The sequence below is a fragment of the Microcoleus pseudofavosus SVA1_A4 genome (assembly GCF_036700565.1).
GTDB lineage: Bacteria > Cyanobacteriota > Cyanobacteriia > Cyanobacteriales > Microcoleaceae > Microcoleus.
Window position 1 is genome coordinate 70,223 of record NZ_JAUBPE010000019.1, and the last position, 26,539, is coordinate 96,761.

Consider the following 26,539-nt stretch of genomic DNA (forward strand, 5'->3'; position numbering starts at 1 on the left):
TTCCGACAATTGGCTAGACTGGATTACCGTGTTTGGTTATCTAGGTTTTACAGCTTTCATTGCATGGCGCGTGTTCACCACAAAGTAGATATATGTTAAAATTAGGTAAAATCATAATTAAATTAACTCCCGCATACTGTTATGTCGCCTGTTGAAAGTGTTGCAGCAATTCCGAACGATCTGATTTTGCGCTTGAGCATCGAGCAGTATCATGCGATAATTCAAGCTGGCATTCTCACGGATGATGACTCTGTAGAATTGCTGGAAGGTTGGCTGGTTTTCAAAATGCCCAAAAATCCACGGCATCGAGTCACAACTCGTCTTGTCAGAACAGCTTTAGAGAATATTTTACCTGCGGGGTGGTATGTTGATTCCCAAGAACCGATAACGCTATCCAACAGCGAACCCGAACCTGATATAGTGGTTGTTCGAGGGGATACGCGACAGTATATCGATCGGCATCCTGGTGCTGAAGATATTGCCTTGATTGTTGAAGTATCCGATACGACGCTTCAGCGCGATCGCACTGTCAAAAAACGGATTTATGCCCGCGCTGGAATTGCGATTTATTGGATTGTGAATCTTGTTGAAGGACTGGTTGAGGTGTACTCTCAACCTCTTGTTGAAGTTGAGCCGTCAGATTACAGTCAAAGGTTAGATTTTGGGCGATCGGCTGTTATACCGATTATTATTGAAGGGAGAGAAATTGGGGCGATCGCTGTGAATTCTCTTTTACCTTAAGATAAAATGAGTAATATCGTTTACGGTTGTTTTTGAATGATTGAACCGCAGAGGCCGCAGAGAGCGCAGAGGAAGACAAGAGAGAGATGAATAATTCCGATAGCAACGGATTTGAGATAAATCCTAAACTTGTAGGGTGCGTTAGATGAAGGTTTAGAGAGGTTTTTTAGGGTTGTATTTAGATAGAATCCTCTCATAGATTTCATAATTCTCTCGATCGAAACAGCAAAAAATTACTTTTTGAGGACCACCATTATTTTGTATATATTCCGAGCATACCTTCACTGCAATCTCACCTGCTAGAACTTTAGGAAAGCTGTAAATGCCGGTGCTAATGCAAGGAAATGCCAAACTCTCAAACTCTCGTTCTGCGGCAATTTGCATACACTTACGGTAACACTCGGCTAAGAGTTCCGGTTCTCCATCATTACCCTTCCGCCATACTGGCCCTACTGCGTGGATGACGAAGCGTGCAGGCAATTTATATCCCTTAGTTAGTTTAGCATCTCCAGTCTTACATCCTCCAAGTAATCGGCATTCATCAAAAAGTTCCGATCCTGCTGCTCTGTGTATTGCTCCATCTACTCCACCACCACCCATTAAGCTGGTATTTGCAGCATTCACGATCGCATCAACTTCGAGTTTTGTGATGTCGCCCAAAATAACTTTCATATTCTACAATAGTAAACTCTAGACAAGTTTAGCACAGAAACTCGTTATCTAGTCTTGCTCTCTCAACTTTCGCAAAATTGGAATTTGCACCAACTGTTCCGATCGCAAACTATCCCAGTTTAACCCTGTCGGACGCGGATAACTTGTATTAGTCTCAATTACCTCCTGGGCACTAACAATCCAATTCAGCGCCCAATCGTGAGATTGCATTGGCAAACGCGAATCTTCGACTATTTGCAAAGGATGCACTGTTGTTACAATTGGCGTATCGATTTGTACTAACCCGAATTCTTGCAACATAGCCAATTCTAAATCAGCAAATCCTGCACCTTTACCGGTTCTTCCACCGTTGCGCGCCACCGCTACACAACCGACTATTACTAAATCGATCGGCTCCATTTCTGCAAAACTTACCAATTTTCCGCAATCGAGAGCTTTGCGGGCGATCCTCTTCGAGGGCTTCGCTAACGCACTTTCGGCAATAGATACATTTTGTCTCTGCAAATCCGCAGCATTTAACTCAACAAAACAGCGATCGTCTGTCAATCGCGGTACTGCCATATACAGGCGTTTTCCGTCTTGCAAAGCCCGCATCCGCACCGGAATTTGCGCCGAATCGGGATTGCACTTAATCGTTTTCGCTTGTTGCCATATTGGTAAACTTGCCAATCTTTCGGCAGCCAACTGGGCACCGACAAAGTTGGGAATATGACCGAACGGATCGCCAACAGATGCGGCTTGCTGCTTCAGCAAAGACCAAATTTCAGTTCTTAATTTATCTTTGTCGCGGTGATATCCAATCCAATCCGTTTTCATGTTGTATTGTGGTACAATGTATCATACAAAAGTTTCCTTTAATACGCCTCATTTCTTCAGTCCGCGCAGGCGGAATTTGTTTGTTTAGTAGCGGTTTCAACCGCCGAATGACCCCAATATATTTTTGGATTTTACCATTTTATCCTATGAATTTTACCACAAAGCCCAGTTACTATCAAGTCGGTGGGAGTTTGACAAATAACGCTCCAAATTATGTGAAGCGGCAAGCAGACGACGACCTTTATAACGGATTGAAAGCCGGGGAATTTTGTTATGTTTTGAATTCCCGGCAAATGGGCAAATCTAGCTTGCAGGTGCGGACAATTCAGAGGCTGAGAAATGAAGGAATTGCTTGTGCTGCGATCGACATTTCGGAAATTGGCAACCGCGGCGTCACTCCCGAACAGTGGTATGCTGGTTTACTCCGCATTCTCGAAAATAACTTTAACCTGTCGGATATTGTCAACGTGCGGACTTGGTGGCGCGATCGCAATTTTTTAACTCCGGTTCAAAGATTGAGCGAATTCATCGAAACCGTACTCTTACCCAACATTTCCAGCAATATTGTCATTTTTATTGACGAAATCGACAGCATTCTCGCCCTGGATTTTCCCGCCGATGATTTTTTAGCGCTAATTCGATCGTGCTACAACAAACGCGCCAACAATTCAGAGTTCGATCGCCTAACCTGGGCCCTTTTAGGCGTAGCATCGCCGACGGATTTGTGCCGCGAGCAAAATGCCAGCAGCAATACCCCTTTTAATATTGGCAAGGCGATCGAATTAACTGGTTTTGACGAAACAGAAGCTCAACCGCTAGCAGCGGGGTTGGCAGAGCTTACAGACAGCCCTCGTGAAGTTTTGAGAGAGGTTTTGTATTGGACTGGCGGGCAACCGTTCCTGACTCAAAAGCTGTGCAAACTCCTCCTGGAAAATCCACAATTAATCCCGAATTTACCCCCCCCAGCCCCCCCTTGGCAAGGGGGGGAGAAAGATGCAGCCGCCCGTTGGCAAGGGGGGGAGAAAGATGCAGCCGCCCGTTGGCAAGGGGGGGAGGAAGATAAAATTCACACTTCTAAAGAGTGGGTTGAGAAAGTAGTGCGTTTGAAAATCGTGGAGAATTGGGAAACTCAAGATGTGCCCGAACATTTGTCCACAATTCGCGATCGGCTTTTCAGAGAAAATCAGCGGATTGTGAGGAGACTCGGATTGTACCAGCAAATTTTAGAACAAGCTGAAATTGTCCCCGATGGTAGTGCCGAACAAATGGAATTGCGATTGAGCGGATTAATCGTTAAGCGCCGGGAAAAATTAACAATTTCTAATCCTATTTATGAAGCTGTATTTAACAAAAAGTTAATTGAAGAAAAATTAGAAAAACTCTCGCCTTACTCGGAAGCTATCAAACTCTGGCTGAATTCTAGCTGTGAAGATGATTCCCAACTGTTGCGAGGGGATGATTTGCAGTCAGCATTAGTTTGGGCGGCAGATAAAAGCTTGAGAAACGAAGATTTTCAGTTTTTAACAGCCAGCCAAAAAGTTATTTTGAGCGACCAAAATCAACGGCTGCATTCAGCTACACTAGAAACCAAGAAAGCTGTGCGTGATGCCGAAAAAGCTTTGAGTGAAGCTGACTCTGCCAAACAAAAAGCCAAACATTGGATCAGAATCGGTTCTGCGGTACTGGCAGCATCGTTAGTAGGGGCGATCGGCTTTTCAACTCTCGCTTACCAGCGGTTTAAACTAGCACAAGCAAGTATTGAAATAGAACAAAATGGCAGCGATGCTTTACTGTTGGCGGTATCTCAAAAGACAGAAAACAGCGAAGCTTTATCCGAAGCTTTACTGAGGGCGATCGCATCGGGAAAAAAATTAAAAGCCTTGGTTGAAAACAAACCAAAGCTAGAACAATATCCGGCAACTAGACCGCTATTAGCCTTACAAGTAATTCTCGATAAAATTAGCGAAAAACAGCCGATACAAGCATCCTCAGTTCCGCCAAGAAAGATGACTTGGCAAGCTCATACAGGTGCAGTTACCAGCGTCAATTTTAGCCCAGAAAGGCAAATTTTAGCAACCGCAGGAATAGACGATAGAGTTCGGATTTGGAACTTTTCCGGGAAAAAAATTGCTGAGTGGAAAGCTTTGCAGCAGTCAGTTAATATGGTAAACTTCAGCCCGGACGGGAATTTTTTAGCGACCGCAGGAAGGGACAGCACAGTTAAATTATGGAATTTATCAGGAAAAAATATTTCTCAATTGAAAGGAATTCAAGGCTCTGTTACCAGCATCAGTTTTAGTCCCGAAGGAAAGTTGTTAGCGGCGGCAGGAATAGACAGCAGTGCTGCAATTTGGAACTTGTCAAAACTGCCAAAACTAATATTATATAGCGTGAAACTCCCCGGTCATAACGGTTTAGTGAGAAGCGTAAATTTTAGCCCGAGTGGCGATTTTTTAACGACTTTAGATGGCAAATCTACAGTGCGAATTTGGAGTTTGTCGGGAAAGCTGAAAAAAACACTGCCGGTTCAGGCAATTGGGATTAGTTTCAGTCCAGCCGGGCGGCAGTATCGCTTTGCTACAGTAACGTTGAACGGCAAAGTCGGGCTGTGGAACCTGTCAGAAAAAGAATTAGTTAATGAATTTCAAACCTTGCATTTAGATGCGAAATCAATTAGTTTTAGTCCCGACGGAGAACGGCTTGCTACAGTGGGAATTGACAAGACGGTGCGGCTGTGGAATTTAGCGGGGCGACAGGTTGCTCAATTTGAGTTTGAGGAGAATGTTGTTAGTGTCGGTTGGAGTCGAGATGGAAAACAAATTGCTGTAGCTGGAAGCAACGGCACTGTCTGGCTGAGACAGGTTGAAGGGTTGGAAGAATTGCTGAAGCAAAGTTGCAATTTTTTCACCAGTCAACCGGAGTATTTTAGAAGAGTTTCAACTCTCTGCAAGTAGAGACACGGCAATGCCGTTTCCCTACCCGTATTCGGACGCGGCAATGCCGTTTCCCTACCCGTATTCGGACGCGGCAATGCCGTCTCCCTACCCGTATTCGGACGCGGCAATGTTGTCTCCCTACCCGTATTCGGACGCGGCAATGTTGTCTCCCTACTGATGACTATCAATTTACCTTGACAGGCGAAACACTTACATTAGGATTTTTGACTCTTCTTAAGAGTTCTTGTCGGGCTTGTTCGGTATTTTGCCCTTTGGGTACTTGATATAATAATCTACAGGAACCGTCTTGAGGATTAGCTGCACAAATAATTAGTTGACCGCTGGGAGATGCACCTGATGTGATAATATTCTCCCAGTTACCTTGCGGTTGCGAGTTGTTGAGAATTCCCGAGACTCGGGTGCACCGAGTAATGGCGTCTTCTCCCGATTCATTGAAATAGTTATCAGCTAGCCACAGAATAACGGGAATATTTTTGCCTTGTTGGACAGCAATTGTAGCTGGGCGGCCGCCAGCAGCGCCGCAGAAGAATGAAGGCGTTTGGGCAAAGGCGGGACTGTTTGCTAAAATCGGAGCAACAAGGGCAATAATTGACGCGCTAAAAGCTGACTTTAAGAGCCGAAATTCCATGAGCAGTAATAAGCTTTTTCATTTAAGGTTACTAATACTCTAAAAAGTTAGACTGCTTTTTGCCGGGAAGATTAGGCATTTAGGGAAAAAAATAAAATTTATTGTGTAAAGTTTTGCCGATCGCACGCACTGGCCTCATTATCGCCAAAACTCAGGGAAAAATGCTGGCGCTACACACGCGGGCAGAAAATAGGTGAGCTCACAGGGGGCGCAGGCGCGAAGGTATAAGGTAAAGGTGCGGTTTTTCACCGTTTTTTGTTGAGCCTTGCCCTTCCTGAGCCCGCCCCACCTAAACTGGAACCTGTGCTAACATCGGAAAAAATATTCTCTTTAATAATCAACAATGGGCAATGTTCTGGTGCTGAACGCCTCCTACGAACCCCTTAACATCACCAATTGGCGAAGGGCGGTAGTTTTGTTGCTGAAAGGAAAAGCAGAACAGGTAGAACACAACGGGAAATTTATTGCGCCAAACTTCCCGCTACCAACTGTGATCCGACTGCGGCATTACGTCCGAGTTCCCTATAAGGATATTCCGCTTACCCGCCGGAACATCTTGCACCGGGACGCGCACTCTTGTCAATACTGCGGTTATACCGGGGATGATTTGACGCTGGATCACGTGATTCCCCGATCGCGCGGAGGAGGCGACAGTTGGGAAAACCTCGCTACGGCTTGTATGCGCTGCAATGTCAATAAAGGCAGCCGCACGCCGAAAGAAGCGGGAATGCTGCTGCGCTATCCGCCGAGGAAGCCTCACAGCGGTCTTTATTTTGAAGTGACTAAACACGTTAAGAGCGGTATGCACAAAGAATGGCAAAAATATGTAATTGGCCTTTAAAACCCCTGTCAGCGAAAGCGCGGGGGTTTTTTGCGGAAGTTCTGATTTCTGAGATTGCTTCGTTCCTGGCAACGCACACTCTTTGCATGAGTTAAAAATTTAAAGATAGAATTTACGGTCTTAAAATCCGGTTTCTCGTAAGAAGTATTGGCTTTGACAACAAGGCATCTACAAAGAAACCGGGTTTAAGATCGAATGCCGCGCAAATCCTGAAATAGTTAAATTGTTAATTTTCAACGATGAAAGACCATCCCCCTAACAATTCCGATGAAACATCTGGCAACCGCGAAGGTGAGGTTGACCCCAGCAGGGAGGTTGTACCCGGATTGAGTGCGCCCGGGAAACGGCGCAGCAAAGCCGAAGTTGCTTCCGAAGAGAATCGCGGCCGTCTCCGCGAGGAATTGCACGATCGCAAAGTCCAGCAATTGCGCCAAATGTTCGATCGGCACAAAGGCACTCGCCAGTTAATATTGCTGCAAGATTTTCCAGATCCCGACGCACTTTCAAGCGCTTGGACTTACAAATTAATCGCCGAACAGTACGATATCCAATGCGAGATTATCTACGCCGGCGCCCTCAGCCACCAAGAAAATATTGCCTTAGTTAAATTGACAGGGTTGCCGTTGCAGCGCTGGACGCTGGAAACAGTAAAAACTAAGGATTTGTCGGTGTATCAGGGCTGCGCTTTTATCGACAACCAAGGCACGACTTGTCAATTAACTGAGTTTATTTTAGCGGCGGGAATTCCGATCGCCGCCGTCATCGACCACCACAATTTGCAGGGGGAAATGGACGCAGAATTTACCGATTTGCGCCCTCAAATCCGGGCTACAGCCACGATTTTTACGGAGTATTTACAGGCTGGAATGCTAGCTCTCGACGGCAGTGTCAGCCTGCACATCAAGTGCGCTACAGCTTTGATGCACGGTTTGCGATCGGATACGAACGCCCTCAGACAAGCTCAGGAGGAGGACTTTTTAGCGGCGGCTTATTTGAGCCGGTTTTACGACCCGCAGTTGCTGAATGCAGTGTTGCAGTCCTCTCGTTCTAAGTGGGTGATGGATGCGATCGAGCGATCGCTCAAACACCGCACCGTCCAGAACAATTTTTCGATCGCCGGGATCGGCTACCTCCGCTATGACGATCGGGATTCTATTCCCCAAGCGGCGGACTTTTTAGTCACAGAAGAGAACGTACACACAGCAGTTGTCTACGCAATTGTTCACGACAAAGACGAAGAAATTGAAGTAGTAATTGGCTCGCTGCGAACTAATAAACTTACTCTCGACCCCGACGAATTTATTAAAGAAGCCTTTGGTCAAGATGCTCAAGGACGCTTTTTTGGTGGAGGCAGAAGTCAAGCTGGAGGTTTTGAAATTCCGGTGGGATTTCTTTCCGGCGGGAATGAGAACAGCGATTATGCAAGGCTGAAATGGGAAGTATTCGATGCTCAGATAAAGCAAAAGTTGCTGAATTTAATTAGTCCTAAAGACAATCCTGTTTACGATCATTAACTCTGGAGTTTGTAGGTGCCGTCTTTGTTCCAGCAAGAGCCTGGGAATGCGATCGCTGGGTTCGGCCTCCGGTTGGTACGAGGTTTGGCCGCGTTTTTTTCTCGTTCCCAGGCTCTTGCTCAACTTGACAATCAGTCCTGAACGCACCCCAACTCTCATCAACCGGTTTTTTAACTCTTATTGAGGGCTTGAACGAAGTAATAGCAATTTAATGTGAAGTTGCACATATCTCGATCCCCCTCGCATCCCCCTTAAGAAGGGGGAATTTGAGCGGAATCTTGTCCCCCCCTTATTAAGGGGGCTAGGCAGGATCTGATTCTATGCAGCCTCATAAAAAATTGGTATAAGGGGGTTAAAAAACCCGGTTGATGCGTCCAGGAATAACAATAACAAATTTTATCAATTCCAAAAAATACACACCCAAGAAACATTTTTTTAACTATTGTCAAGGGCTACAACGAAGTATTTTGCTAAAAAAACCAGCTTTCTGGGCAAACTTAGTTTTATATAGCTTACTAAACTCCACAAAAAAATCCTTTAATTTTAATAATTCTACATAGTAGATTTTTTTAAATTTTCCTATAAATTCGCTAAATCAATCACAACTTGTTATATTTATTGCAGGAGATTTTGGCTAATTTTTATATAAAAGCGCCGCCCATAAGCCAAATAGAGAGGAAAAAACATAAATTCTTGGCTGGCTCACATAAAAAATAAAACTTGTCCCCTTTCAGAAAAGTTTTGAAACCAACATAAATTGTTGGTTTTCTTACTCAACCAAACAACCAGTTGGTACGACTTAAAACAAATTTTTATATTTATTTATTGCCGGTTATAATACTATAAATTAGCTTAACAAAAAAAATGAACGCGGAGATGTTTACAAAACAGACTTCCTCTTTGTCGTTAGAAAAAATTCTAGAAAAAATTTCTGAAATTGCGCTTCAAATCAACGAGTTCGCGGAGTTGGAGACAATTTTGCAATGTGCGGTAGAAGAAACCAGGGTGCTGCTGCAAACCGATCGCGTGATTATTTATCGCTTCCTACCGCATAGAAATGGCGTAGTATTTGCTGAATCGGTTGATGCTCAGCGGCCGCGAATCCTAGGAAAAAAGATTTATGATTCTTGCTTGGAAGCTACCTGGGTAGAGCGTTACAGCCAGGGACAAACGAGCAGCATTTCTGATATTCACAGCGGTCATCTTCAAGCTTGTGATGTCGAATTGCTCGATCGCATCCAGGTTCAGGCAAATTTAGTTGTGCCAATCTTGCTAGATGGCAAACAGCAGCAATCTCCGAAGCTTTGGGGACTGTTGATTGCTCATCAATGCCGAAGTCCGCGTCAGTGGGAACCTCTCGACGTTCAGATCCTGCAACACGTTGCAGTGCTGCTTGGGTTGAGGATGCGGCACTTGATATCTCACCGCCCGGTAATGGGGCCAAATCAACCGCCGGAACTCGAAACAGAACCAAATCAAACTGCGACCAGTACAGAAAGCGCGCCCAGAGTCAATCATCAAAATTGTCTACCACTAGAGTTTGCCTATTCCCTGAGCGGCGATATTGTCCAGCTCAAAGCTTTTGACTTGTTGCAAAACCCGATCTGGATATTTGATATTCAGCATTTGCAAATGCGGTGGGCAAACCAAGCATCCTTGTACCTGTGGAATGCTTCTAGCCGGCAAGAACTTGCGAGCCGCAACTTTAGCGATGTGTCAGAGTCTACTCGGATTCGCTTGCAGACATATCTGCAGCAGTTTAAGCAAGGCAAAACCTTGTCCGAGCAGTGGACGTTTTACCCGGGCGGTCAGCCTGTTTCTGTCCGCTGTCGGTGTTCTGGGATCGGGATAGAGAGCGGGCGTTTGGCAATGCTGGTCGAGGGTACGGTCGAAAGCGCCGATCGAATGGAGCCGGAAATCCTGCGATCGATCGAGGCACTCCGGCACACCACGCTCATGGTTTCCCTGTACACCCTAGAAGGCTTACCGCTGCTGGAAAACCCGGCGGCCTTGCGCTGTTATGGGGATGCGCTGCACCCTCGCTCTGCGTCAGACAATGCTTTTCTGAGCCACTTTGTTGACCCTCAGGTAGGAGAGCGAGCAATGGGAGTTCAAGGGTACGGCGAGGTCTCGATCACTGAGGCTCAAGTGATTACTCTGGCGGGGATTCGCTGGCACAGGATCGACGTGCGGTGTACCAAAGACCCGGTAACAGGCAACCCGATGTTGGTCGTCAACGAAAATGACATTACCGCTAGTCGCCAGCAAACAGAAACTGCCCTGCAACAGAATGAAACCAGGTTGTCAGAAGCCCAGCGGGTTGCCCACATCGGTAACTGGGAATGGGACGCGATGACGGGTAAAATTACCTGGTCTCCCCAACTATTTGAGATTTTGGGACGCGACAGGGCACTGGGCGAACCTACCTATGAAGAAAACCTGCGGATTTACCATCCCGAAAGTGCCAAACAGCTACATATGGTTGTTCAACGAGCGCTGACTCGGGGAGAGCCTTATCTATTGCGCCTCAAAGTCTTGCGCCCGAATGGTTCTATCCGCCATACCGAAGCCAGAGGACAGGTCGAACTCAATGCAGAGGGAGAAGTCATTCGGTTGTTTGGTACATCCCAAGACATTACGGATCTTGTCCAGGCGGAAACAGAACTCAGAGAAATGAGTACAGCTCTTGCTAATGCGGTGGAAGGAATCTCGCGGCTGGATATTTTCGGACGATATATCAGCGTTAATCAAGCCTACGGCAATATAGCGGGTTATCAGCCTGAAGAAATGGTTGGTATGAATTGGCAGAAAACAGTTCATCCCGAGGACTGCGACAGGATGATGGCGGCTTATCAAAAAATGCGAGCCGAGGGCCGAGTGGAGGTTGAGGTCCGGGGTATCAGGAAAGATGGTTCGATTTTTTACAAGCAGGTGGTGATGTTGGCAGCCTACGACTCGCATGAGCGATCGATCGGGCATCACTGCTTTATGAAGAATATCACCGATCGCAAGCAAGCAGAAGCAGCATTACAGCAAGAGTTCGAGCGTCTGAGTATAGTGATTGCTACCCAACAGGAAATCGCCATCCGCAATCCCAATCTCGATGCAGTCATGGCGGTGATTACCGAGCGAACTCAAAAATCGCTCGGTGCCGATGGGGCCGTGATTGAAATGCTGGAAGGGGATGAGTTGGTGTATCGGGCAGCCAGCGGTATCGCCAGCGCCTATGTTGGATTACGGATCAAAGTAGGGACAAGTTTATCGGGAAAATGTATTGCGACGGGGCAAATCATGCTTTGCGAGGATTCACAAACCGATGCACGGGTGGATCGGTCTGCCTGTCAGCGCATTGGTATCCGGTCACTGGTGGTTGTTCCCTTGTTCTATCAGGACGATCGGGTTGGCGTCTTAAAAGTTGTTTCAGCTACACCCTGTGCCTTTACAGAGTCAGATATTCATACCTTACAACTGATGGCCGGGTTTTTGGCGGGTAGCCTGCATCTGGCTTCAGAGTTTGATGCTAAAAACATTCTCCTGAGTCAATTGCAGGAGAGCGAGGAACGGTATCGTTCTGTGATTACAAGCATGACTGAAGGCGTCGTACTTCAGCTAGCAGACGGACAAATTACTACCTGTAATGCTAGTGCCGAAAGGATTCTCGGACTGACCCCCGAACAAATGATGGGGCGTACATCCGTAGATTTAGACTGGCGAACCGTTCAGGAAGATGGCTCTCCCTTCCCCTGCCAACAGCATCCGGCAACGATCGCCCTAGGGAGGGGAAAACCGCTATCAAATGTGGTGATGGGCATTCACAAATCGGATAAAACGCTGACTTGGATTTCGATTAATTCTCAACCGCTGTTCCATCTCAATCAGTCTCAACCCTATGGGGTAGTAACAACTTTTGCTGATATTACAGAACGCAAGCGGGCAGAGGAGATGCTCAGACACCGGGCGGAACAAGAAAGATTAATTGCTACGACAGATGGGTTAACACAAGTAGCAAACCGCCGCTGTTTTGATGAGCGGTTGCAGTCGGAATGGCACCGGCTGATGCAGGGGAAACAACAGCTTTCGTTGATTATGTTGGATGTAGATTATTTCAAGCGATATAACGATTGCTACGGACATCAAGCTGGGGATACTTGTTTGGTGAAAGTCGCCAAAGCTGCAGCAGCCGCGGTTAAACGTTCTACCGATTTGTTTGCACGTTACGGGGGCGAAGAATTTGCTGCTATCCTGCCGAATACTGATACTGCTGGCGCGATCGCAGTTGCTGAGTCGATGCGTCAGGCAATCCGAGATTTGGCAATCCCTCACGAGCAATCTGATGTGAGATCGATCGTGACTGTGAGCATGGGAATTGCTAGCATGGTTCCCTGCTGCGGAAAATCGCCGGATGAACTGATAGCCCTCGCCGATCGAGCATTGTACGATGCGAAACGACAAGGGCGCGATCGCTACAGAAGCGCAAACCCGATGACGGCGCCAGAGGTCAATCCAGTTGTAGAATAGGCAAAAGGTAGGTATATCTCACATCTTGCACCATTCTCAGGAACAGGCAAGATGCCTGTTCCACAAAGAGTGAATTTTCTTGTGGAACAGGCCGGAAAGCCTGTTCATACAAAGCTTATTGAGAATGGTGCAACATCTCAGTATATCCTAGACCGCTCCTAGAAAAATGGGATAAAATGCCTGGAAATATTGATATATGGTTATTTACCTGATCCGCCACGGTATCGCAGCCGAGCCCGAAGAATACGATACAGACTCAGAACGCCCGCTGACTAAAGAGGGCGATCGTAAAACCCGGAAAATCGCCCAGCGGCTGTACGAACTCGAAATTCAGTTTGACCTGATTCTCACCAGTCCCCTACTGCGGGCGCAGCAAACCGCCAAAATCCTGCAAACAGTCGGTCTCAGTTCCAAAATAGAAGAATCCGCCGCCCTCGCACCTTCAGGAGACATCGGGAACTGGCTGGAGTGGTACAAGCAGTGGCAGGAAACAGGCAGCCGCAGCTTGGCCCTGGTGGGCCACCAACCAGATTTAGGCCATTGGGCAGAAACTTTGCTTTGGGCTCGATCGCAAGATGCCCTGATTCTCAAAAAAGCAGGTATCATCGGCTTAGTCCTCCCCGAAACTGGGTCCCCAGTGGGCCGCAGCCAAATGTTTTGGCTAACTGCGCCCAAGTTTTTGCTGCGCTAGAAACAGGGAACCGCCCCGACATTAACAGGACGCGCCAGCCCTCTTAAACCCGCATTCTCGGACGCCAAAACCGGGAAAAAGTGGCGACAATACGCAGCGGTGCGATCGGGCTCTCTGTTGAAAAACCCGGTTTCTGAACCGCAATTAAATGATTATTTGTCAAGACTGCGACACTATCTTGGTTTCTGGTAATGTACTTTTAGTAGATTGAACTCACACAAAACGGTATCGCAATGGTCGTCGGCGAATTCAAACCAGGTTTAGAAGGTGTTCCCGCCACCTTGTCCAGCATTAGCTACGTCGATGGACAAAAAGGGTTGCTCGAATATCGCGGGATTAGCATCGAGGAACTGGCACTGAAAAGTTCCTTTCTCGAAACTTCATATTTATTAATCTGGGGGGTACTTCCGACTCGGGAAGAACTAGAAGCTTTCGAGCATGAAATTCGCTATCACCGCCGGATCAAATATCGCATCCGCGACATGATGAAATGCTTTCCAGAAAGAGGACATCCAATGGACGCCCTGCAAGCTTCAGCGGCCGCCCTGGGCTTGTTCTACTCCCGCAGAGCTCTGCCCAACCAGGGATATATTCGAGAAGCTGTCGTGCGGCTGCTAGCGAAAATTCCGACTATGGTGGCGGCGTTCCAGCAAATGCGGCGGGGAAATGACCCGGTGCGGCCGAGGGATGACTTGAACTACTCGGCTAACTTTCTGTATATGCTCAACGAGCGAGAACCCGATCCGCTGTTGGCTAATATTTTTGACATTTGCTTGACTCTCCACGCCGAACATACAATCAATGCCTCTACATTTTCGGCAATGGTAACAGCTTCGACGCTGACAGATCCTTATGGGGTGATTGCTTCGGCAGTTGGCACTTTGGCGGGGCCGCTGCACGGGGGAGCTAATGAAGAAGTGATTGATATGTTGCAGCAAATTGGTTCGGTAGAAAACGTGCGGCCTTTTGTCGAGAAGTGCGTTGCCAACAAGGACAAAATCATGGGGTTCGGCCACCGAGTTTACAAGGTGAAAGATCCGAGAGCAACTATTCTTCAGAGGTTAGCGGAACAGTTGTTTGAGAACTTCGGTCACGACGATTATTACGACATTGCTGTCAAGTTGGAAGAAGTGGTTGAGGAGAACTTGGGTCACAAAGGAATTTATGCAAATGTAGATTTCTATTCTGGTCTGGTTTACCGAAAAATGGGAATTCCGATCGACTTATTTACACCTGTTTTTGCGATCGCCCGCGTTGCCGGTTGGCTGGCCCACTGGAAGGAACAGCTAGAGGCAAACCGCATTTACCGCCCGACTCAAATATATACGGGGACTCACGGTGCTCCTTATATTGCGATCGAGGAAAGGTTGCCATCTTAAGCTCAAATCTGTAGCCGTAGGGTGCGTCGCCTTGCAAAAATCTCTCAATAAAAATCGACTTTTCGAGTAGCTACGCACCTTATCAAAATGTTGGTTTTTTTTCCTCATCTCTGGAAAAGAACAGGTGCGTCGCCATGAGATTGTCGCTGTTGATGAAGGATTCTCGATGGCGACAAACCCTAGGGCTTAACTAAACCAAATAGTGCGATCGCCGACCGCAAACTTAAGCAGATAATTAACAGAGGTAAAATTATTAATAATTAAGAATTAAGGTCGAAATTTAACTTTAGATCAATTCATCAAATGGCTTGACAAAAAATACGGTTACGCAGTATCTTGACTCTATGAGCATAATTGGACTGCAACTGCGATAAAATTATAAGTTATGCAGCTAAGAAGTCTTTAAGGGAGTAGTTTAGATGTTGTCTGCGGGATGTAAATGCTGTGAGAGATGATTTCGATGCAAATACAAAGAAAACACTTGCTCAGAGAGTAGGTTTTCACTGTTCTAATTCAAAATGTCACAAATTGACAAGTGGACCACACGAAGATCCTACAAAATCAGTAAATATAGGAGTTGCAGCCCATATCTCAGCCGCTTCTCCAGGTGGAAAGAGATATGACGCAGAAATGTCATCTAAAGATCGAAAGTGTATAGATAACGGAATGTGGTTATGTCAAAACTGCGCAAAGCTCATCGATAGCGATGAGAAAAAATACTCAGTTGATTTGCTCAAATATTGGAAAAGCACTTCTGAACAGTCTGCATGTCGAGAGGTTGAGAACTCGGGGGCTTCAACTACGGCGGTTCAAGATGAAGATACTGAGCTTATAAGGTTCTACTCTCAATGCTTTGACCGACCTGCCTTTCAAGATCCTTTTCACGAAGAGGGTTCAATGGAGGCTTTTGACAAGGCAATTGAAGACACTATTACTGCGATCAACACAGGCTCTTTGCGTGCAAGAGATGGTGCAGTGCTGACTCAATCTAGAGGGAAATCTTACATATCCAATCAGCAATGGCGAAAAAAAATGGATGAAGTTGTTGACCTGTTACGTGCTATTCGTTCCAAATATTTACGGGCGATACGCAATGGGCAAATTCATGTTGGTACTGAGTATGAAGGGCGAAGGTTCTATCACATTCGAGATCATGAGATAGGAAGATGGATGGACAGTAAACGGTCTGATGTTATTCAACTTTTTTCTGAGTTATGTCAAGAAGCGGGTGTACCAACTTTACAGTTTCCTAGAAAGTTTGGTTGACAGTGTTGTAGCAAAGGTTACTTGCCTCCACTCAACCGGAACGTTATACGAAACGATGAGTCCGTTTGGGTTGTCTGTAGCGGATGCAGGCTATGCAGGCAATCGCCTTCTAAAATACATCAAATCATTTGAGAATATTTATGGTTGTATGAAATAGCGATCGCCCCTTACAAACTTGAGAAGATGAATGTTGAGGCGATCGCTATTTCATATTTTATGGTGGCTTGCTAGTAGTTGCACTTCTGCTTCTTGTAATTAGAGCATTAAGTTGAGAATGGAACTTTGGCAAACTTTATAAAGCCAAACGGTGCGTCAGAAATATGCTTTCCGTACAACTTGAAAATCTCAAATCTGACGCACCCTACTAAACATCGCAAGAATTGCCTGTCTTGAACAGGCAGGATGCCTGTTCCACAATAATTATGGCAGATGTCTACTAGCTACATCTAAACAGATTGAGCTACATGATGGCGGCTAGTCAACTTATCCAACTGATTCACCAACAAACTCAGGAACAATCCCACATCAGTGACAACACCAGTAGATTCGATCGAACCCCGATCGCTCAATTTCGTCACCACCGCCGGATTAATGTCCACACACACCATCTTCACACCGGCCGGCGTCATATTTCCCACACCAATTGAGTGCAGCATAGACGACAGCATTAGCACCATATCCGCACCGCGTAACAGCTCAGTATATTCTTCTTGAGCCTTAACTAAATCCATTTGCGTGTCGGGAAGCGGCCCATCATCGCGGATCGAACCGGCAAGCGAAAACGGTATATTGTTCTTTACGCACTCGTACATCACACCGTTAGTAACCATGCCTGCTTCGACAGCTTTAGCAATACTCCCGTAACGCCGCACAGTGTTAATTATTTTCAAGTGATGTCGGTGTCCGCCGCGCACAGCAATACCGCGTTTCATGTCAACTCCTAAAGAAGTTCCCATGCTTGATTGTTCCATGTCGTGAACTGCGATCGCATTTCCACCCAACAATGCTTGCACGTAACCTTCGCGAATCAAATGCGCTAAATGTTCGCCGCCGCCCGTGTGGATGACCACCGGCCCCGCCGTAACTACAACTTTACCTCCGCGATCGCGAATTTGGCGCAATTCCCACGCTACTTGTTCTACTACCAATTCTACGCGGCGCTCGCTAGAAACACTGCCCGACATAAAGCTGAATTCCTGAGAATTGCGCTGTTCCCGCGATTCTGTTTTGCGAATGGTGCGGATGCCAACCACATCCACAACCACCTTTTCTCCTACTTTTAAATCCCGCAATAATTTGCAGGTTGCGACTGGGCCATCAGCAGTTTCAGTAATTGCAACTGCCCCATCCATCCGCTGATTTTGCGCTTTCACCCACTGGTTATTTACCCGCACTTCCGTGGGATAAATCGTACTAACATAAAAGTCGTCCGGGCCAACGCCATCTTGCACTACAGGTTCTAAAATAGCATCGCAAATCTCTTGTGGCGGGGGCACTGCACCCAGGTCAATCAGCAATCCCATGATTTCTTCCATCACATCGTGGGAAGGAGCCGAAACTTTAACGTCGGCACTGGAGGTGCTTTGCCGCTGCTCTCCCAGATTGAAGTTGAGCACTTGGAAACTGCCGCCGAGATCGACAATTAAGTCTAAAGCACGGCTGATTAAACCAGCATCGAGCAGGTGGCCGTCCATGCGAATTGTGCGGCTTTCTACCATCACGTTTGCCGATCGCTCTTCTTGCACCGGTTCCGTCACCCGCAGTGTTAAGCACTTAGCAGCGCCGCCGGCTTTCAGGAATTCGCTCAGCGGCGTTTCTATTACTTGGAACCCGGCTTTAGTGATGCGCGTTTTCAAGGCTTCGCTAACCTTGTTCATTACCACAATTTTGTCAATATTAACGGCATTGCAGGCAAAATTTGCGGCATCGGCTTCTTCAATGGCAATGCGTTTTTCCGGCGCAACTCGCATTTCAATTAAGCGGTTGGAGTAGGAGTCAAATGCTGCTGGATAGTAGAGCAAATAGCCGTTTGTGAGCGGACAAAAACAGGTGTCTAGGTGATAGAAACGTTCGTCAACTAAACGCAGCGAAAGCACTTCAATGTTGAGCCATTTTGCTAGTAACGGGTGCGAGTCGAGTTCGGAACGGAAGCCGTATCCTGCCCACAGCCAGCGTCCTTCGCGATCGAGCAAAGCATCACCAGCACCCTCAAACGGCAAGTCTTTCGGCAATTCGTGTACGGTGAAACCTTTGTTTTCAAACCATGCTTTGAAATAGGGTTCTTCGCCTTGGCGTTCTTTGTGATAGAAACGGCTGAGGACGAAGGTATTGCCTAAAAGCAAGCCTGCGTTGGCGGTGAAAACCATATCCGGCCAGCCTTTTTCGGGCGGTACGAGGTCTACCACGGCGTTTTCTTTGAGGACGTGGTAGAGTTTTTCCCACTGTTCGACGGCGCGATCGCGCGATGATTTGTGGACGTTTCCCTCCATCCAAGGGTTAATCACGTAATCCACGTCGTAGTGGTCGGGAGCGCACATGAGGAAGCGAATTGAGTCAGTCATAATTCAGTTAAAATGTGGTAGATGCTACAGACTTAAGTTGACAGAGTTTGCTAGAGAAAAACTGCAATGTTGGCTCGTCACAGACAGAGTGCAACATCAGGTCGCGAAAAAAGTAACTTTTAATTATATCACATCAAGGCGTATTAGGAGTCAAAAGGGGCCGCCAGTCGGAAGTAATGAAATCTTGACAAGGCGATCGGCCGGGCAGCTATAGCAGTCTGCTATATCATTGAACTAATACAGACGATATTGTTGGGATCAATTTTATCAACAAACAAATAGCCATGACGATCGCAGCCACCGAATATAAATATGTGCAACTAGACGATCGCAATATCCCCATCATTGAAGGGACATCGATGAAAATCGTAGAGTTACTTACCTCTGTGAAAGCTTACGGTTGGACTCCCGAAGAATTGCTGCAAAGTTACCCTCACCTTACCCTGAGCAAAATTTACTCAGCATTGGCTTACTACTTGGACAATCAACAAGAAATAGACGCAGATATCGAGCGGCGCGAGGAGTATGTAAAACAGTTAGAACAAGAAGCAGGTGAATCTCCTTTTGCTGCTAGAATGCGCGCTCAAGGGTTGTTGAAATGAGCCTATCCCTTTATATGGATGAGAACGTCCCCATACAAATTACAGAGGGATTGCGTTTGCGGGATGTAGATGTTTTGACAGTGCCAGAAGATGGACTTTCCAGTTTTCCAGACCTGAACTGGAGCGACTTGTATTTTCAGAAGATCGAGACTTTCTAGCTGAAGCAAAACTCCGTCAGGTGAGGGATCAACTTTCCGGGTGTTATCTGTGCCCGTCAAAGGCGAGTCTCGATTGGAGATTGCGTGCGCGAGTTGGAAATAATTGCTAAAGTTGGCCATCCAGAAGATTTTGCTAACCGCGTTCAATACTTGCCTTTGTAGTTAGCGATCGAACTTCTGAATCTAACGTTAACATCATTTTAACTTGTAACACTTAACTTTTGCGAAATCGGCAGTTCGATCGCAAATTCTGTTCCCCGGCAAACTTCTGAATGACACTCCAACTTACCGCCGTGCGTGTCTTTAACAATTTGGTAACTAATCGACAATCCCAAGCCAGTGCCGCTGCCGATCGGTTTGGTAGTAAAAAACGGGTCAAATATCCTTGACTGAACCTCGGGAGGGATACCGGGCCCATTGTCAGCAATCCGCACAACAACTTGATTGTCCCTATTTATTTCAGTGCTAATGCGAATCAGAGGATTTTTATCAAAAATTTGTCCTGAATCATTTGTAACTGTTGGAATGTTGTTTACTAATGACGAATGACTGATGACTAATGACTCTTCACAAGCATCGATCGCATTCGACAGCAAATTCATAAATACCTGGTTTAATTGAGCCGGATAACACTCGACTTTTGGCAGTTCGCCGTAATTTTTAATAACTTGAATTTCCCGACGTTTTGGCTGCGACTGCAATCGGTGCTGCAAAATCACCAAAGTGCTCTCTATCCCTTCATGAATGTCGATTACTTTGCGATCTTGTTCGTCGAGTCTCGAAAAGTTTCGCAAAGACAGCACTATCTGCTTAATTCGGTTAGCACCTGCTTGCATTGAAGCCAGCATTCTCGGGAAATCCTCAGCGATAAAATCTACTTCGACTTCTGTCAATTCTTCGGCAATTTCGGGAACTGGTTCGGGATAGTTTTGCTGGTAGAGAGCGATCAATTTTACCAAATCGCGAGCGTACTGCGCGGCGGGAATAATATTGCCGTAGATGAAGCTGACTGGGTTATTAATTTCGTGGGCAACTCCCGCTACCATTTGCCCGATAGTTGACATTTTTTCGGCTTGAATGAGCTGGGATTGAGCATTCTTTAAATCTTCCAAAGTTTGTTCTAACTGTTGCGCTTTTTCTCGTTCTCGCTGTTCGCTAAATTGCAAAGCTGCTTCGGCTTGTTTGCGATCGGTAATATCCATTACTGTTCCCAATAGTTTGATTACTTCCTCGCTTTCGTTGAAAACAGATTCTCCCCTTGCTTCCACGTATCGGATTTGACCGCCCGGATGCAAAATTCGGAACTCTTTTTTGTAGGAAGTTCCTCGTGAGATAGCGAGAGTGAGAGTTTGTTGGAACAAGTCTCTGTCGTCGCGATGATACATCTTGCTGATTTCGGCATATGTAGGTTCAGGTGCGGTTGAGTCAAGACCAAAAATGCGGAATACTTCTTCTGACCAAGTAATTTTCTTCGTGAGGACATCATATTCCCAACTGCCGATATGGGCTATTTTCTGGGCTGCTGCTAGACTAGCTTCGCTCTGTTGAAGTTTAAGTCGCTGCTGCTTATCTTGTTCGAGAAGATTGGCTTGAGCGATCGCGATTCCCATTTGTGCGGCTACAGTTTTTAACAATCTGCTCTCATCTTGCGTCCAGTGGCGGCGATCGTACTGGTGCAAGCAGATCATTCCGTTGGCTTTTCCCTGGTAGGAAGTGCGCACGACCATCATCGACTTCAGACCTACTTGACCGCACCAATCTCTGAGATTTTCTAGCAGCGGATCGGCAAAAACATCGTCACAAACTACAGCTTTATCTTGGGACAATACAAACTGAGCGTGCGGATTGTCCTGCACTGGAATTTCTACATCTAGAATAGATTCTGATTCTAATTTTTGGTACTTAGCCACACAAGGAACACGGGGAATTGGGTCTTCTGTGTAGGTGTGAATCATGCAGCAATCGGCATTAAAAACTCGACCGATTTGGGCCGCCGCTGTCTGAAAAACTTGATCCTGTTTTAAGCTGTAGCGAATTTCCAGACTTATTGTTTCTAGCAGAAATCTTTGCTTGATTTGCCGTTCCAAAGCAACCAAAGCTGTTTTAAGTTCGAGTTCTGCTTGTTTGCGATCGCTAATTTCAGCAGCAGTTCCCAGAATTTTACAAGGTTTGCCCTGCGCTGTTCTGGCAAACACGCTCTCCCGGCTGCAAAACCACCGATATTCACCATTCTTGTGCTGTATCCGGTATTCAAAATCAAAGCTTTCGCCATCTTTTGCTGTCTCAATTTTTTTTCTTTGTGCTGAGAATGCAGGGAGATCGTCAGGGTGTATTAACTTAGGAATAAATGCGCTTGCCATCTGCTGTATTTCTTCAAACTTGTAGCCAAGATCGCTATAAATTTCGCGGTTTAGATAGAGACTTCGCTCTTCCATCAAATCGTAAACGTACAATAGATTAGGATTCGTTTTAATTACTGCCGACAGCCAGTGCTGGCTTTCTCGTAGTTGTACTTCGATCCTCTTGCGTTCTTCTATTTCAGCTTCTAGAAGCGCATTTTTTGCTAAAAGTTCCTTAGAAAGCCGACTGAGTAGCAGTTGATTTTCGACGCGAGCCACCACTTCTTGTATTTCAAACGGTTTAGTAATGTAGTCTACCGCCCCCAGCGAAAAAGCTTTGACTTTATCAAATACTTCATTTAAAGCACTGATAAAAATCACAGGAATATCTTTGGTTTGCGGACAAGCTTTTAGCAGTTCGCAGACTTGATAGCCATCCATACCGGGCATCATGATGTCCAGCAAAATCAAATCCGGTGGAGTCGATTTAGCCAAGCGCAGAGCCAATTTGCCATCCAATGTTGACCGCACTTTATATCCCTGCTCAGACAAAACATGGGATAAAAGACGCAAATTTTCTGGTTGGTCGTCAACCATTAAAATGTTTTGTTTTAAAGCATTGCCTTCTGAAGCGAGTGTTTGTATTTTTGGATATTTTTTGTCAGATTCATTCACAACAGATCCCCTCAAATTATTTGTTTAATAAATTTTTAACTTCATTAAAGCCCACAACTGTTGGTAGGTATAACTATTAGCTTGCAGCAGCCAGAGTATTGGGTAGAGGTTGATTGATTGCGCGGATTTGAGCAATACAAGTTTTAATCAGCTCCACATCCTGTTTTTCCAGCGCTGGCGATCAATGAGCGACTGCAGGCGATGCCTTTATCAGCTATGGGAGGATAAATCAGACCCTCAGCCTCCGTTTAACGCTATGGCAGCGGAACCGTCCGATCGCCAAGATAGCGCAGCTCTTATATGTGTATTAACTTTATCAGAAATTTCTTAATTTTTCGTTATTCTTTTCAGAGCAATTTATCACAGCAGAGCGAGAAAATAGCCGATATGCGTCAAATCACCGACTCAGCAGCCAAGTTTCATTAAACGTAAAACTTTTATAGTGTTTAGAACCCGGTTTTGCCTGCATTTACCGGGTTGCTCGGTGTTGTGTTTTTGCAGTATATCTACTTAGTCTAAACGGCAAATAAACCCGCCCTGACAAGCTCCTACAATATGTTATGTTTTGTTTGTGCGATCGGGCTAACCTATGACATCCTTGTATCAGCCTGCAATTCACCGTAAGCGACATACACGGCTTTGACATTATACCAATTCAGAAAAATTCGAGCAATTTCTAAAGCTAACTGCGGCTTGCCTCGGTCAATCAACCACTGCAAAAAAGGAGTCATCGTCCGCTCGTTCAGCATCCCGCCCAAAGATAAAACTCCCCAGAGTATTTGGTGCAGCCAAGTCATCTGAATCATCAGCCGCACTTCCCAACTTGGGTGCTTTTGATAAAACAAAACGCCCATTCTTCCCCGCTGAATTTCTCGGTCAATCATGCCCGGAATTTGCTCTAAATTAAAAGGTGGATGCCAGTGATAGCCGACAGCAGCCGGACATTTAATCAGTTTCAAACCTAATTTTTTTAACCTGACACCCAATTCTAAATCTTCCCATCCGTACAGTTGAAAGCGATTGTCAAACAGTCCAACTTTCATCAACCAGTGGCGGGCGATGGCCACATTTCCCGTAGCAAAATAAGCCGCTGAAAAATCCGTTATTTTGTAGGGTTCCGAGGTGGGATTGTCGAAATTGCAAGTATTAATTACGCTGCCGTAAGTAAAAACCGCATCAGTATCCTTGTAACCTTGTAGCAAAGCATCTGCGTGTGCTTGCAAAAAATGCTCCGTTACCACCAAATCGCTGTCAATAAAAATAATCGTATCGCCCTTAGCATTTTCAACGCCCAAATTCCGGGCGGCGGCGGGGCCTTGGTGAGATTGACAGATCGATCGCACATGAGACAAATCCTCCGCATTTGCCGCCAACCACTCGATCGTCCCGTCCGTCGAGCCGTCATCGACTACAATCACCTCATAATCTCTGACAATGCTACCAAACTGCTGATTTTCCAGAGCCAGCAGACATTTTGCCAAAATCGGTTTACGATTGTACGTCGGAATCACAACACTAAAAAACACGGCTTTTCCCCATCGCCACAGTTACCGTATCCCACGGTAGCAGATTTTTCGCAGCAACTCCCCCGGGAAATAGCCAAGTTTAGCAAAAAAAGAATATCTAAATCTGTACTATTTCTGACAAGAATCGATCTCAATTAGGTGCATAATACAAAGTTGGTTAAATATCGCATCTTGCACCATTCTCCAGAACAGGCAAGATGCCTGTTCCACAAAAATGACATTTTTTTGTGGGGTGGGCATCTTACACCATTCTCCAGAACAGGCAAGATGCCTGTTCCACAAAAATTTAATTTTAATGTGGGGTGGGCATCTTGCCCGCCCAAAAAAGCTTGGTGACAATAGTGCAAAATGTCAGTTAAATTCAGGATGTAAATGCCCATGAGTCGCGCTAAAAAAGTTGTCCTAGCATATTCCGGCGGAGTCGATACCTCCGTCTGCATTCCTTACCTCAAAAACGAGTGGGGTGTTGAAGAAGTAATTACTTTGGCTGCGGATTTGGGACAGGGAGACGAATTAGAACCGATCCGCAAAAAAGCTTTAGCATCCGGTGCTTCGGAATCGCTGGTAATCGATGCTACCGAGGAATTTGTCAAAGACTATGCGTTTCCAGCGATTCAAGCCAACGCACTTTACGAAAACCGCTATCCCCTTTCTACAGCCCTCGCTCGCCCGCTGATTGCTAAACTGTTAGTAGAAGCTGCCGAAAAGTACGGTGCAGATGCGATCGCCCACGGTTGCACCGGCAAGGGAAACGATCAGGTGCGGTTCGATGTGTCGATCGGCGCGCTGAATCCCAAGATTAAGATTTTAGCACCCGCGCGCGAGTGGAAAATGAGCCGCGAAGAAACGATCGCATACGGCGAGAGATGCGGCATTCCGTCGCCCGTGAAAAAATCTTCTCCTTACAGTATCGATCGCAACTTGTTGGGAATGGCGATCGAAGCCGGAATCCTCGAAGATCCTTGGGCGGAACCGCCGGAGGAGGTTTATTTGATGACAAAGGCGATCGAACAAACTCCCGACACACCCGAATACATTGAAATCGGTTTTGACAGCGGAAATCCTGTCACTCTCAACGGCAAAAGTTTATCGCCAGTTGCCTTAATTTCCCAACTAAACGAAATAGTTGGAAACCACGGAGTCGGCCGCATCGACATGATTGAAAACCGCTTAGTCGGGATTAAATCGCGGGAAATTTATGAAACCCCAGCTATTTTAGTTTTGATGCACGCGCACCGAGATTTAGAAAGTTTGACTTTGACAGCAGATGTCACGCGATACAAGCGCGGCATCGAAGAAACATACAGTCAAATGATTTACAACGGTCTTTGGTACAATCCTTTGAAAACTGCGTTAGACGCATTTATTCAGGACACGCAAAAGCGCGTAACTGGAACTGTGCGGCTCAAACTGTTCAAAGGAAATGCCACAATTGTCGGCCGCAAATCCGAAAATTCGCTGTACAGTTTCGACTTAGCAACCTACGGCGCAGAGGACGAATTCGACCACAAGGCGGCGGAAGGATTTGTCTACGTTTGGGGACTGCCAACTCGGATTTGGTCGGAGAAGAATCGGGGTTAGAAATTAGTAGGGTGCATAAGTCCGCCAGGGGTTTAAACCCACGGGGCTTTTAGCTAAAGTCCTCTTTAAGAGGACTGAATAATTCATTAGTTCTCTAATTAACCCGCTCCGATCTAAATTTTTCAGTCGTCTTTAGACGAATGCGAGCTGTGAGCAGGGGGTTTAAACCCCCGGCTGACTGTGCAGCTAATTGACAATTGGTGGATTTTCGCACTAGCATGGATGCTGTCTATGAGGATGTAATTTTTACCAACGAAGATACTGTGCTGAATTAATTATGCTATAATCATGATAAAACTTTACCTCTGCAAATATGCCAAAATATTTGACAATAACAGAAGCGCAACAACAACTGCCAAAGTGGCCCGATGAGTTAGCAGCAGAGCCAGCTATCATCACTAAGGATGGGAAACCGGCGATCGTTGCGCTCAGTTTTAAACAATTTGAATCTCTATTAGAAACCATAGAAATTATCTCGGATCGCGAATTTATGGCTGATTTGCGATCGGGCATTCAACAAGCCCAGAGGGGAGAAACCATAGACTTACAACAGTTAAAAGCAGAGTGAAATTTTTAGTCATATCAAATTCGTTGGTATCAGAATTAATATTACCCACAATCTGGACACGGCAGTGCCGTTTCCCTACAATTAATCGGGCGATAGTTACATCTCTCGCAAGCCATTATTTTGGGGTAGGGAAACGGCATTGCCGTGTCCTCCGCTGCTTATTTCTGACTCAATATTTCCAAAAACTCTTGCACAACTAAATCGGGTTGTTCGCTGCATCGGGTAGCATCGTAATGCTTGACAAGACAGATGCCAGAATCTATGAAAATCCCGCACATTTCATCTTCAGTTGCGTTTTGATGCGATGATTCGCTGTCAATTTTCAGCATTCCTAACTTGTTTTGGTGAAAGATCAGAAAGTCAGCTTGGAGATTCTGTCTCCCTTCGGGTGTTGCGAGTCGGAGTTGGGAGTTGGGGATGAAGAGAGTGGGGAGCGTGTCACTTTTGCGATGAGTATAAATACTCAGAAATACTAGGGCAGAGGTTTTGAGCTATTGTTGGGCAAA

Annotated in this window: 19 protein-coding genes; 12 read left to right on the forward strand and 7 right to left on the reverse strand. The window is 46.0% G+C overall.

The window, feature by feature from the left end; genetic code table 11:
• Nucleotides 1-141: 141 nt before the first annotated feature.
• The gene (locus QUA02_RS10895) at nt 142-741 is read left to right on the forward strand and encodes a Uma2 family endonuclease (RefSeq protein ID WP_333027427.1); all 600 of its coding nucleotides are present in this window, start codon (nt 142-144) and stop codon (nt 739-741) included.
• A 153-nt stretch (nt 742-894) separates the two neighbouring features.
• On the opposite strand, the gene QUA02_RS10900 is transcribed toward QUA02_RS10895, so the two are convergent.
• Together QUA02_RS10900 and QUA02_RS10905 are read right to left on the reverse strand one after the other, a co-directional pair.
• On the reverse strand, nt 895-1,413 hold the full coding sequence (locus QUA02_RS10900) for an O-acetyl-ADP-ribose deacetylase (RefSeq protein ID WP_333027428.1): 519 nt from the start codon (nt 1,411-1,413) through the stop codon (nt 895-897).
• Between the two features lie 48 nt (nt 1,414-1,461).
• Nucleotides 1,462-2,229: a 5-formyltetrahydrofolate cyclo-ligase gene (locus QUA02_RS10905; RefSeq protein ID WP_333027429.1), complete on the reverse strand. Its 768-nt coding sequence runs from the start codon at nt 2,227-2,229 to the stop codon at nt 1,462-1,464.
• A 146-nt stretch (nt 2,230-2,375) separates the two neighbouring features.
• Between QUA02_RS10905 and QUA02_RS10910 the strand changes: the two genes are divergently transcribed.
• Nucleotides 2,376-5,183, forward strand: a complete 2,808-nt coding sequence (locus QUA02_RS10910; protein WP_333027431.1) for an AAA-like domain-containing protein — start codon at nt 2,376-2,378, stop codon at nt 5,181-5,183.
• A gap of 166 nt (nt 5,184-5,349) precedes the next feature.
• Here QUA02_RS10910 and QUA02_RS10915 read toward each other — a convergent pair whose 3' ends face one another.
• The gene (locus tag QUA02_RS10915) at nt 5,350-5,814 is read right to left on the reverse strand and encodes a COP23 domain-containing protein (protein ID WP_333027434.1); all 465 of its coding nucleotides are present in this window, start codon (nt 5,812-5,814) and stop codon (nt 5,350-5,352) included.
• A gap of 343 nt (nt 5,815-6,157) precedes the next feature.
• Here QUA02_RS10915 and QUA02_RS10920 point away from each other — a divergent pair, with 343 nt between their 5' ends.
• The 6 genes from QUA02_RS10920 to QUA02_RS10945 all read left to right on the forward strand — a co-directional run bounded on the left by QUA02_RS10920 (nt 6,158) and on the right by QUA02_RS10945 (nt 16,023).
• Nucleotides 6,158-6,655, forward strand: coding sequence for an HNH endonuclease (locus QUA02_RS10920; RefSeq protein WP_332981233.1), 498 nt, complete (start codon nt 6,158-6,160; stop codon nt 6,653-6,655).
• Nucleotides 6,656-6,894: 239 nt separating this feature from the next.
• The gene (locus tag QUA02_RS10925) at nt 6,895-8,169 is read left to right on the forward strand and encodes a DHH family phosphoesterase (protein ID WP_333027437.1); all 1,275 of its coding nucleotides are present in this window, start codon (nt 6,895-6,897) and stop codon (nt 8,167-8,169) included.
• An 864-nt stretch (nt 8,170-9,033) separates the two neighbouring features.
• Nucleotides 9,034-12,687 carry a diguanylate cyclase domain-containing protein gene (locus QUA02_RS10930; RefSeq protein ID WP_333027440.1) on the forward strand — a complete coding sequence of 1,218 codons (3,654 nt, stop codon included), beginning with the start codon at nt 9,034-9,036 and terminating at the stop codon, nt 12,685-12,687.
• Between the two features lie 196 nt (nt 12,688-12,883).
• Complete coding sequence (gene sixA / locus QUA02_RS10935; RefSeq protein ID WP_333027443.1) at nt 12,884-13,378, forward strand: phosphohistidine phosphatase SixA; 495 nt, start codon at nt 12,884-12,886, stop codon at nt 13,376-13,378.
• Between the two features lie 233 nt (nt 13,379-13,611).
• Complete coding sequence (locus tag QUA02_RS10940; RefSeq protein ID WP_333027446.1) at nt 13,612-14,757, forward strand: citrate synthase; 1,146 nt, start codon at nt 13,612-13,614, stop codon at nt 14,755-14,757.
• A 444-nt stretch (nt 14,758-15,201) separates the two neighbouring features.
• On the forward strand, nt 15,202-16,023 hold the full coding sequence (locus QUA02_RS10945; protein WP_333027448.1) for a hypothetical protein: 822 nt from the start codon (nt 15,202-15,204) through the stop codon (nt 16,021-16,023).
• Between the two features lie 446 nt (nt 16,024-16,469).
• Here QUA02_RS10945 and argZ read toward each other — a convergent pair whose 3' ends face one another.
• Nucleotides 16,470-18,584, reverse strand: coding sequence for a bifunctional arginine dihydrolase/ornithine cyclodeaminase (gene argZ / locus QUA02_RS10950; RefSeq protein WP_333027450.1), 2,115 nt, complete (start codon nt 18,582-18,584; stop codon nt 16,470-16,472).
• A 284-nt stretch (nt 18,585-18,868) separates the two neighbouring features.
• Between argZ and QUA02_RS10955 the strand changes: the two genes are divergently transcribed.
• Complete coding sequence (locus QUA02_RS10955) at nt 18,869-19,186, forward strand: DUF433 domain-containing protein (protein WP_333027451.1); 318 nt, start codon at nt 18,869-18,871, stop codon at nt 19,184-19,186.
• Complete coding sequence (locus QUA02_RS10960; RefSeq protein ID WP_333027453.1) at nt 19,183-19,344, forward strand: hypothetical protein; 162 nt, start codon at nt 19,183-19,185, stop codon at nt 19,342-19,344. The genes QUA02_RS10955 and QUA02_RS10960 overlap by 4 nt, the downstream gene beginning before the upstream one ends.
• 200 nt (nt 19,345-19,544) lie before the next feature.
• On the opposite strand, the gene QUA02_RS10965 is transcribed toward QUA02_RS10960, so the two are convergent.
• Nucleotides 19,545-22,358, reverse strand: coding sequence for a PAS domain-containing protein (locus tag QUA02_RS10965; protein ID WP_333027456.1), 2,814 nt, complete (start codon nt 22,356-22,358; stop codon nt 19,545-19,547).
• A 587-nt stretch (nt 22,359-22,945) separates the two neighbouring features.
• Complete coding sequence (locus QUA02_RS10970; protein WP_333027457.1) at nt 22,946-23,884, reverse strand: glycosyltransferase family 2 protein; 939 nt, start codon at nt 23,882-23,884, stop codon at nt 22,946-22,948.
• Nucleotides 23,885-24,262: 378 nt separating this feature from the next.
• Here QUA02_RS10970 and QUA02_RS10975 point away from each other — a divergent pair, with 378 nt between their 5' ends.
• Nucleotides 24,263-25,465 carry an argininosuccinate synthase gene (locus QUA02_RS10975; protein ID WP_333027460.1) on the forward strand — a complete coding sequence of 401 codons (1,203 nt, stop codon included), beginning with the start codon at nt 24,263-24,265 and terminating at the stop codon, nt 25,463-25,465.
• Nucleotides 25,466-25,778: 313 nt separating this feature from the next.
• Complete coding sequence (locus tag QUA02_RS10980; protein ID WP_333027463.1) at nt 25,779-26,033, forward strand: type II toxin-antitoxin system Phd/YefM family antitoxin; 255 nt, start codon at nt 25,779-25,781, stop codon at nt 26,031-26,033.
• A gap of 158 nt (nt 26,034-26,191) precedes the next feature.
• Here the strand turns inward: QUA02_RS10980 and QUA02_RS10985 are convergent, their stop codons facing one another.
• Entirely contained in the window at nt 26,192-26,362 is a 171-nt protein-coding gene (locus tag QUA02_RS10985; protein ID WP_333027466.1) for a hypothetical protein, read from the reverse strand.
• Nucleotides 26,363-26,539 lie beyond the last annotated feature (177 nt).

Bases quoted from the DNA above. Each gene is read 5' to 3' on its own strand.
- QUA02_RS10920 (WP_332981233.1), top strand. From the start codon at position 6,158: ATGGGCAATGTTCTGGTGCTGAACGCCTCCTACGAACCCCTTAACATC.
- QUA02_RS10930 (WP_333027440.1), top strand. From the start codon at position 9,034: ATGAACGCGGAGATGTTTACAAAACAGACTTCCTCTTTGTCGTTAGAA.
- QUA02_RS10955 (WP_333027451.1), top strand. From the start codon at position 18,869: ATGACGATCGCAGCCACCGAATATAAATATGTGCAACTAGACGATCGC.
- QUA02_RS10895 (WP_333027427.1), top strand. From the start codon at position 142: ATGTCGCCTGTTGAAAGTGTTGCAGCAATTCCGAACGATCTGATTTTG.
- QUA02_RS10960 (WP_333027453.1), top strand. From the start codon at position 19,183: ATGAGCCTATCCCTTTATATGGATGAGAACGTCCCCATACAAATTACA.
- sixA (WP_333027443.1), top strand. From the start codon at position 12,884: ATGGTTATTTACCTGATCCGCCACGGTATCGCAGCCGAGCCCGAAGAA.
- QUA02_RS10975 (WP_333027460.1), top strand. From the start codon at position 24,263: ATGAGTCGCGCTAAAAAAGTTGTCCTAGCATATTCCGGCGGAGTCGAT.
- QUA02_RS10905 (WP_333027429.1), bottom strand. From the start codon at position 2,229: ATGAAAACGGATTGGATTGGATATCACCGCGACAAAGATAAATTAAGA.
- QUA02_RS10915 (WP_333027434.1), bottom strand. From the start codon at position 5,814: ATGGAATTTCGGCTCTTAAAGTCAGCTTTTAGCGCGTCAATTATTGCC.
- argZ (WP_333027450.1), bottom strand. From the start codon at position 18,584: ATGACTGACTCAATTCGCTTCCTCATGTGCGCTCCCGACCACTACGAC.
- QUA02_RS10910 (WP_333027431.1), top strand. From the start codon at position 2,376: ATGAATTTTACCACAAAGCCCAGTTACTATCAAGTCGGTGGGAGTTTG.
- QUA02_RS10985 (WP_333027466.1), bottom strand. From the start codon at position 26,362: ATGCTGAAAATTGACAGCGAATCATCGCATCAAAACGCAACTGAAGAT.
- QUA02_RS10940 (WP_333027446.1), top strand. From the start codon at position 13,612: ATGGTCGTCGGCGAATTCAAACCAGGTTTAGAAGGTGTTCCCGCCACC.
- QUA02_RS10925 (WP_333027437.1), top strand. From the start codon at position 6,895: ATGAAAGACCATCCCCCTAACAATTCCGATGAAACATCTGGCAACCGC.
- QUA02_RS10980 (WP_333027463.1), top strand. From the start codon at position 25,779: ATGCCAAAATATTTGACAATAACAGAAGCGCAACAACAACTGCCAAAG.
- QUA02_RS10900 (WP_333027428.1), bottom strand. From the start codon at position 1,413: ATGAAAGTTATTTTGGGCGACATCACAAAACTCGAAGTTGATGCGATC.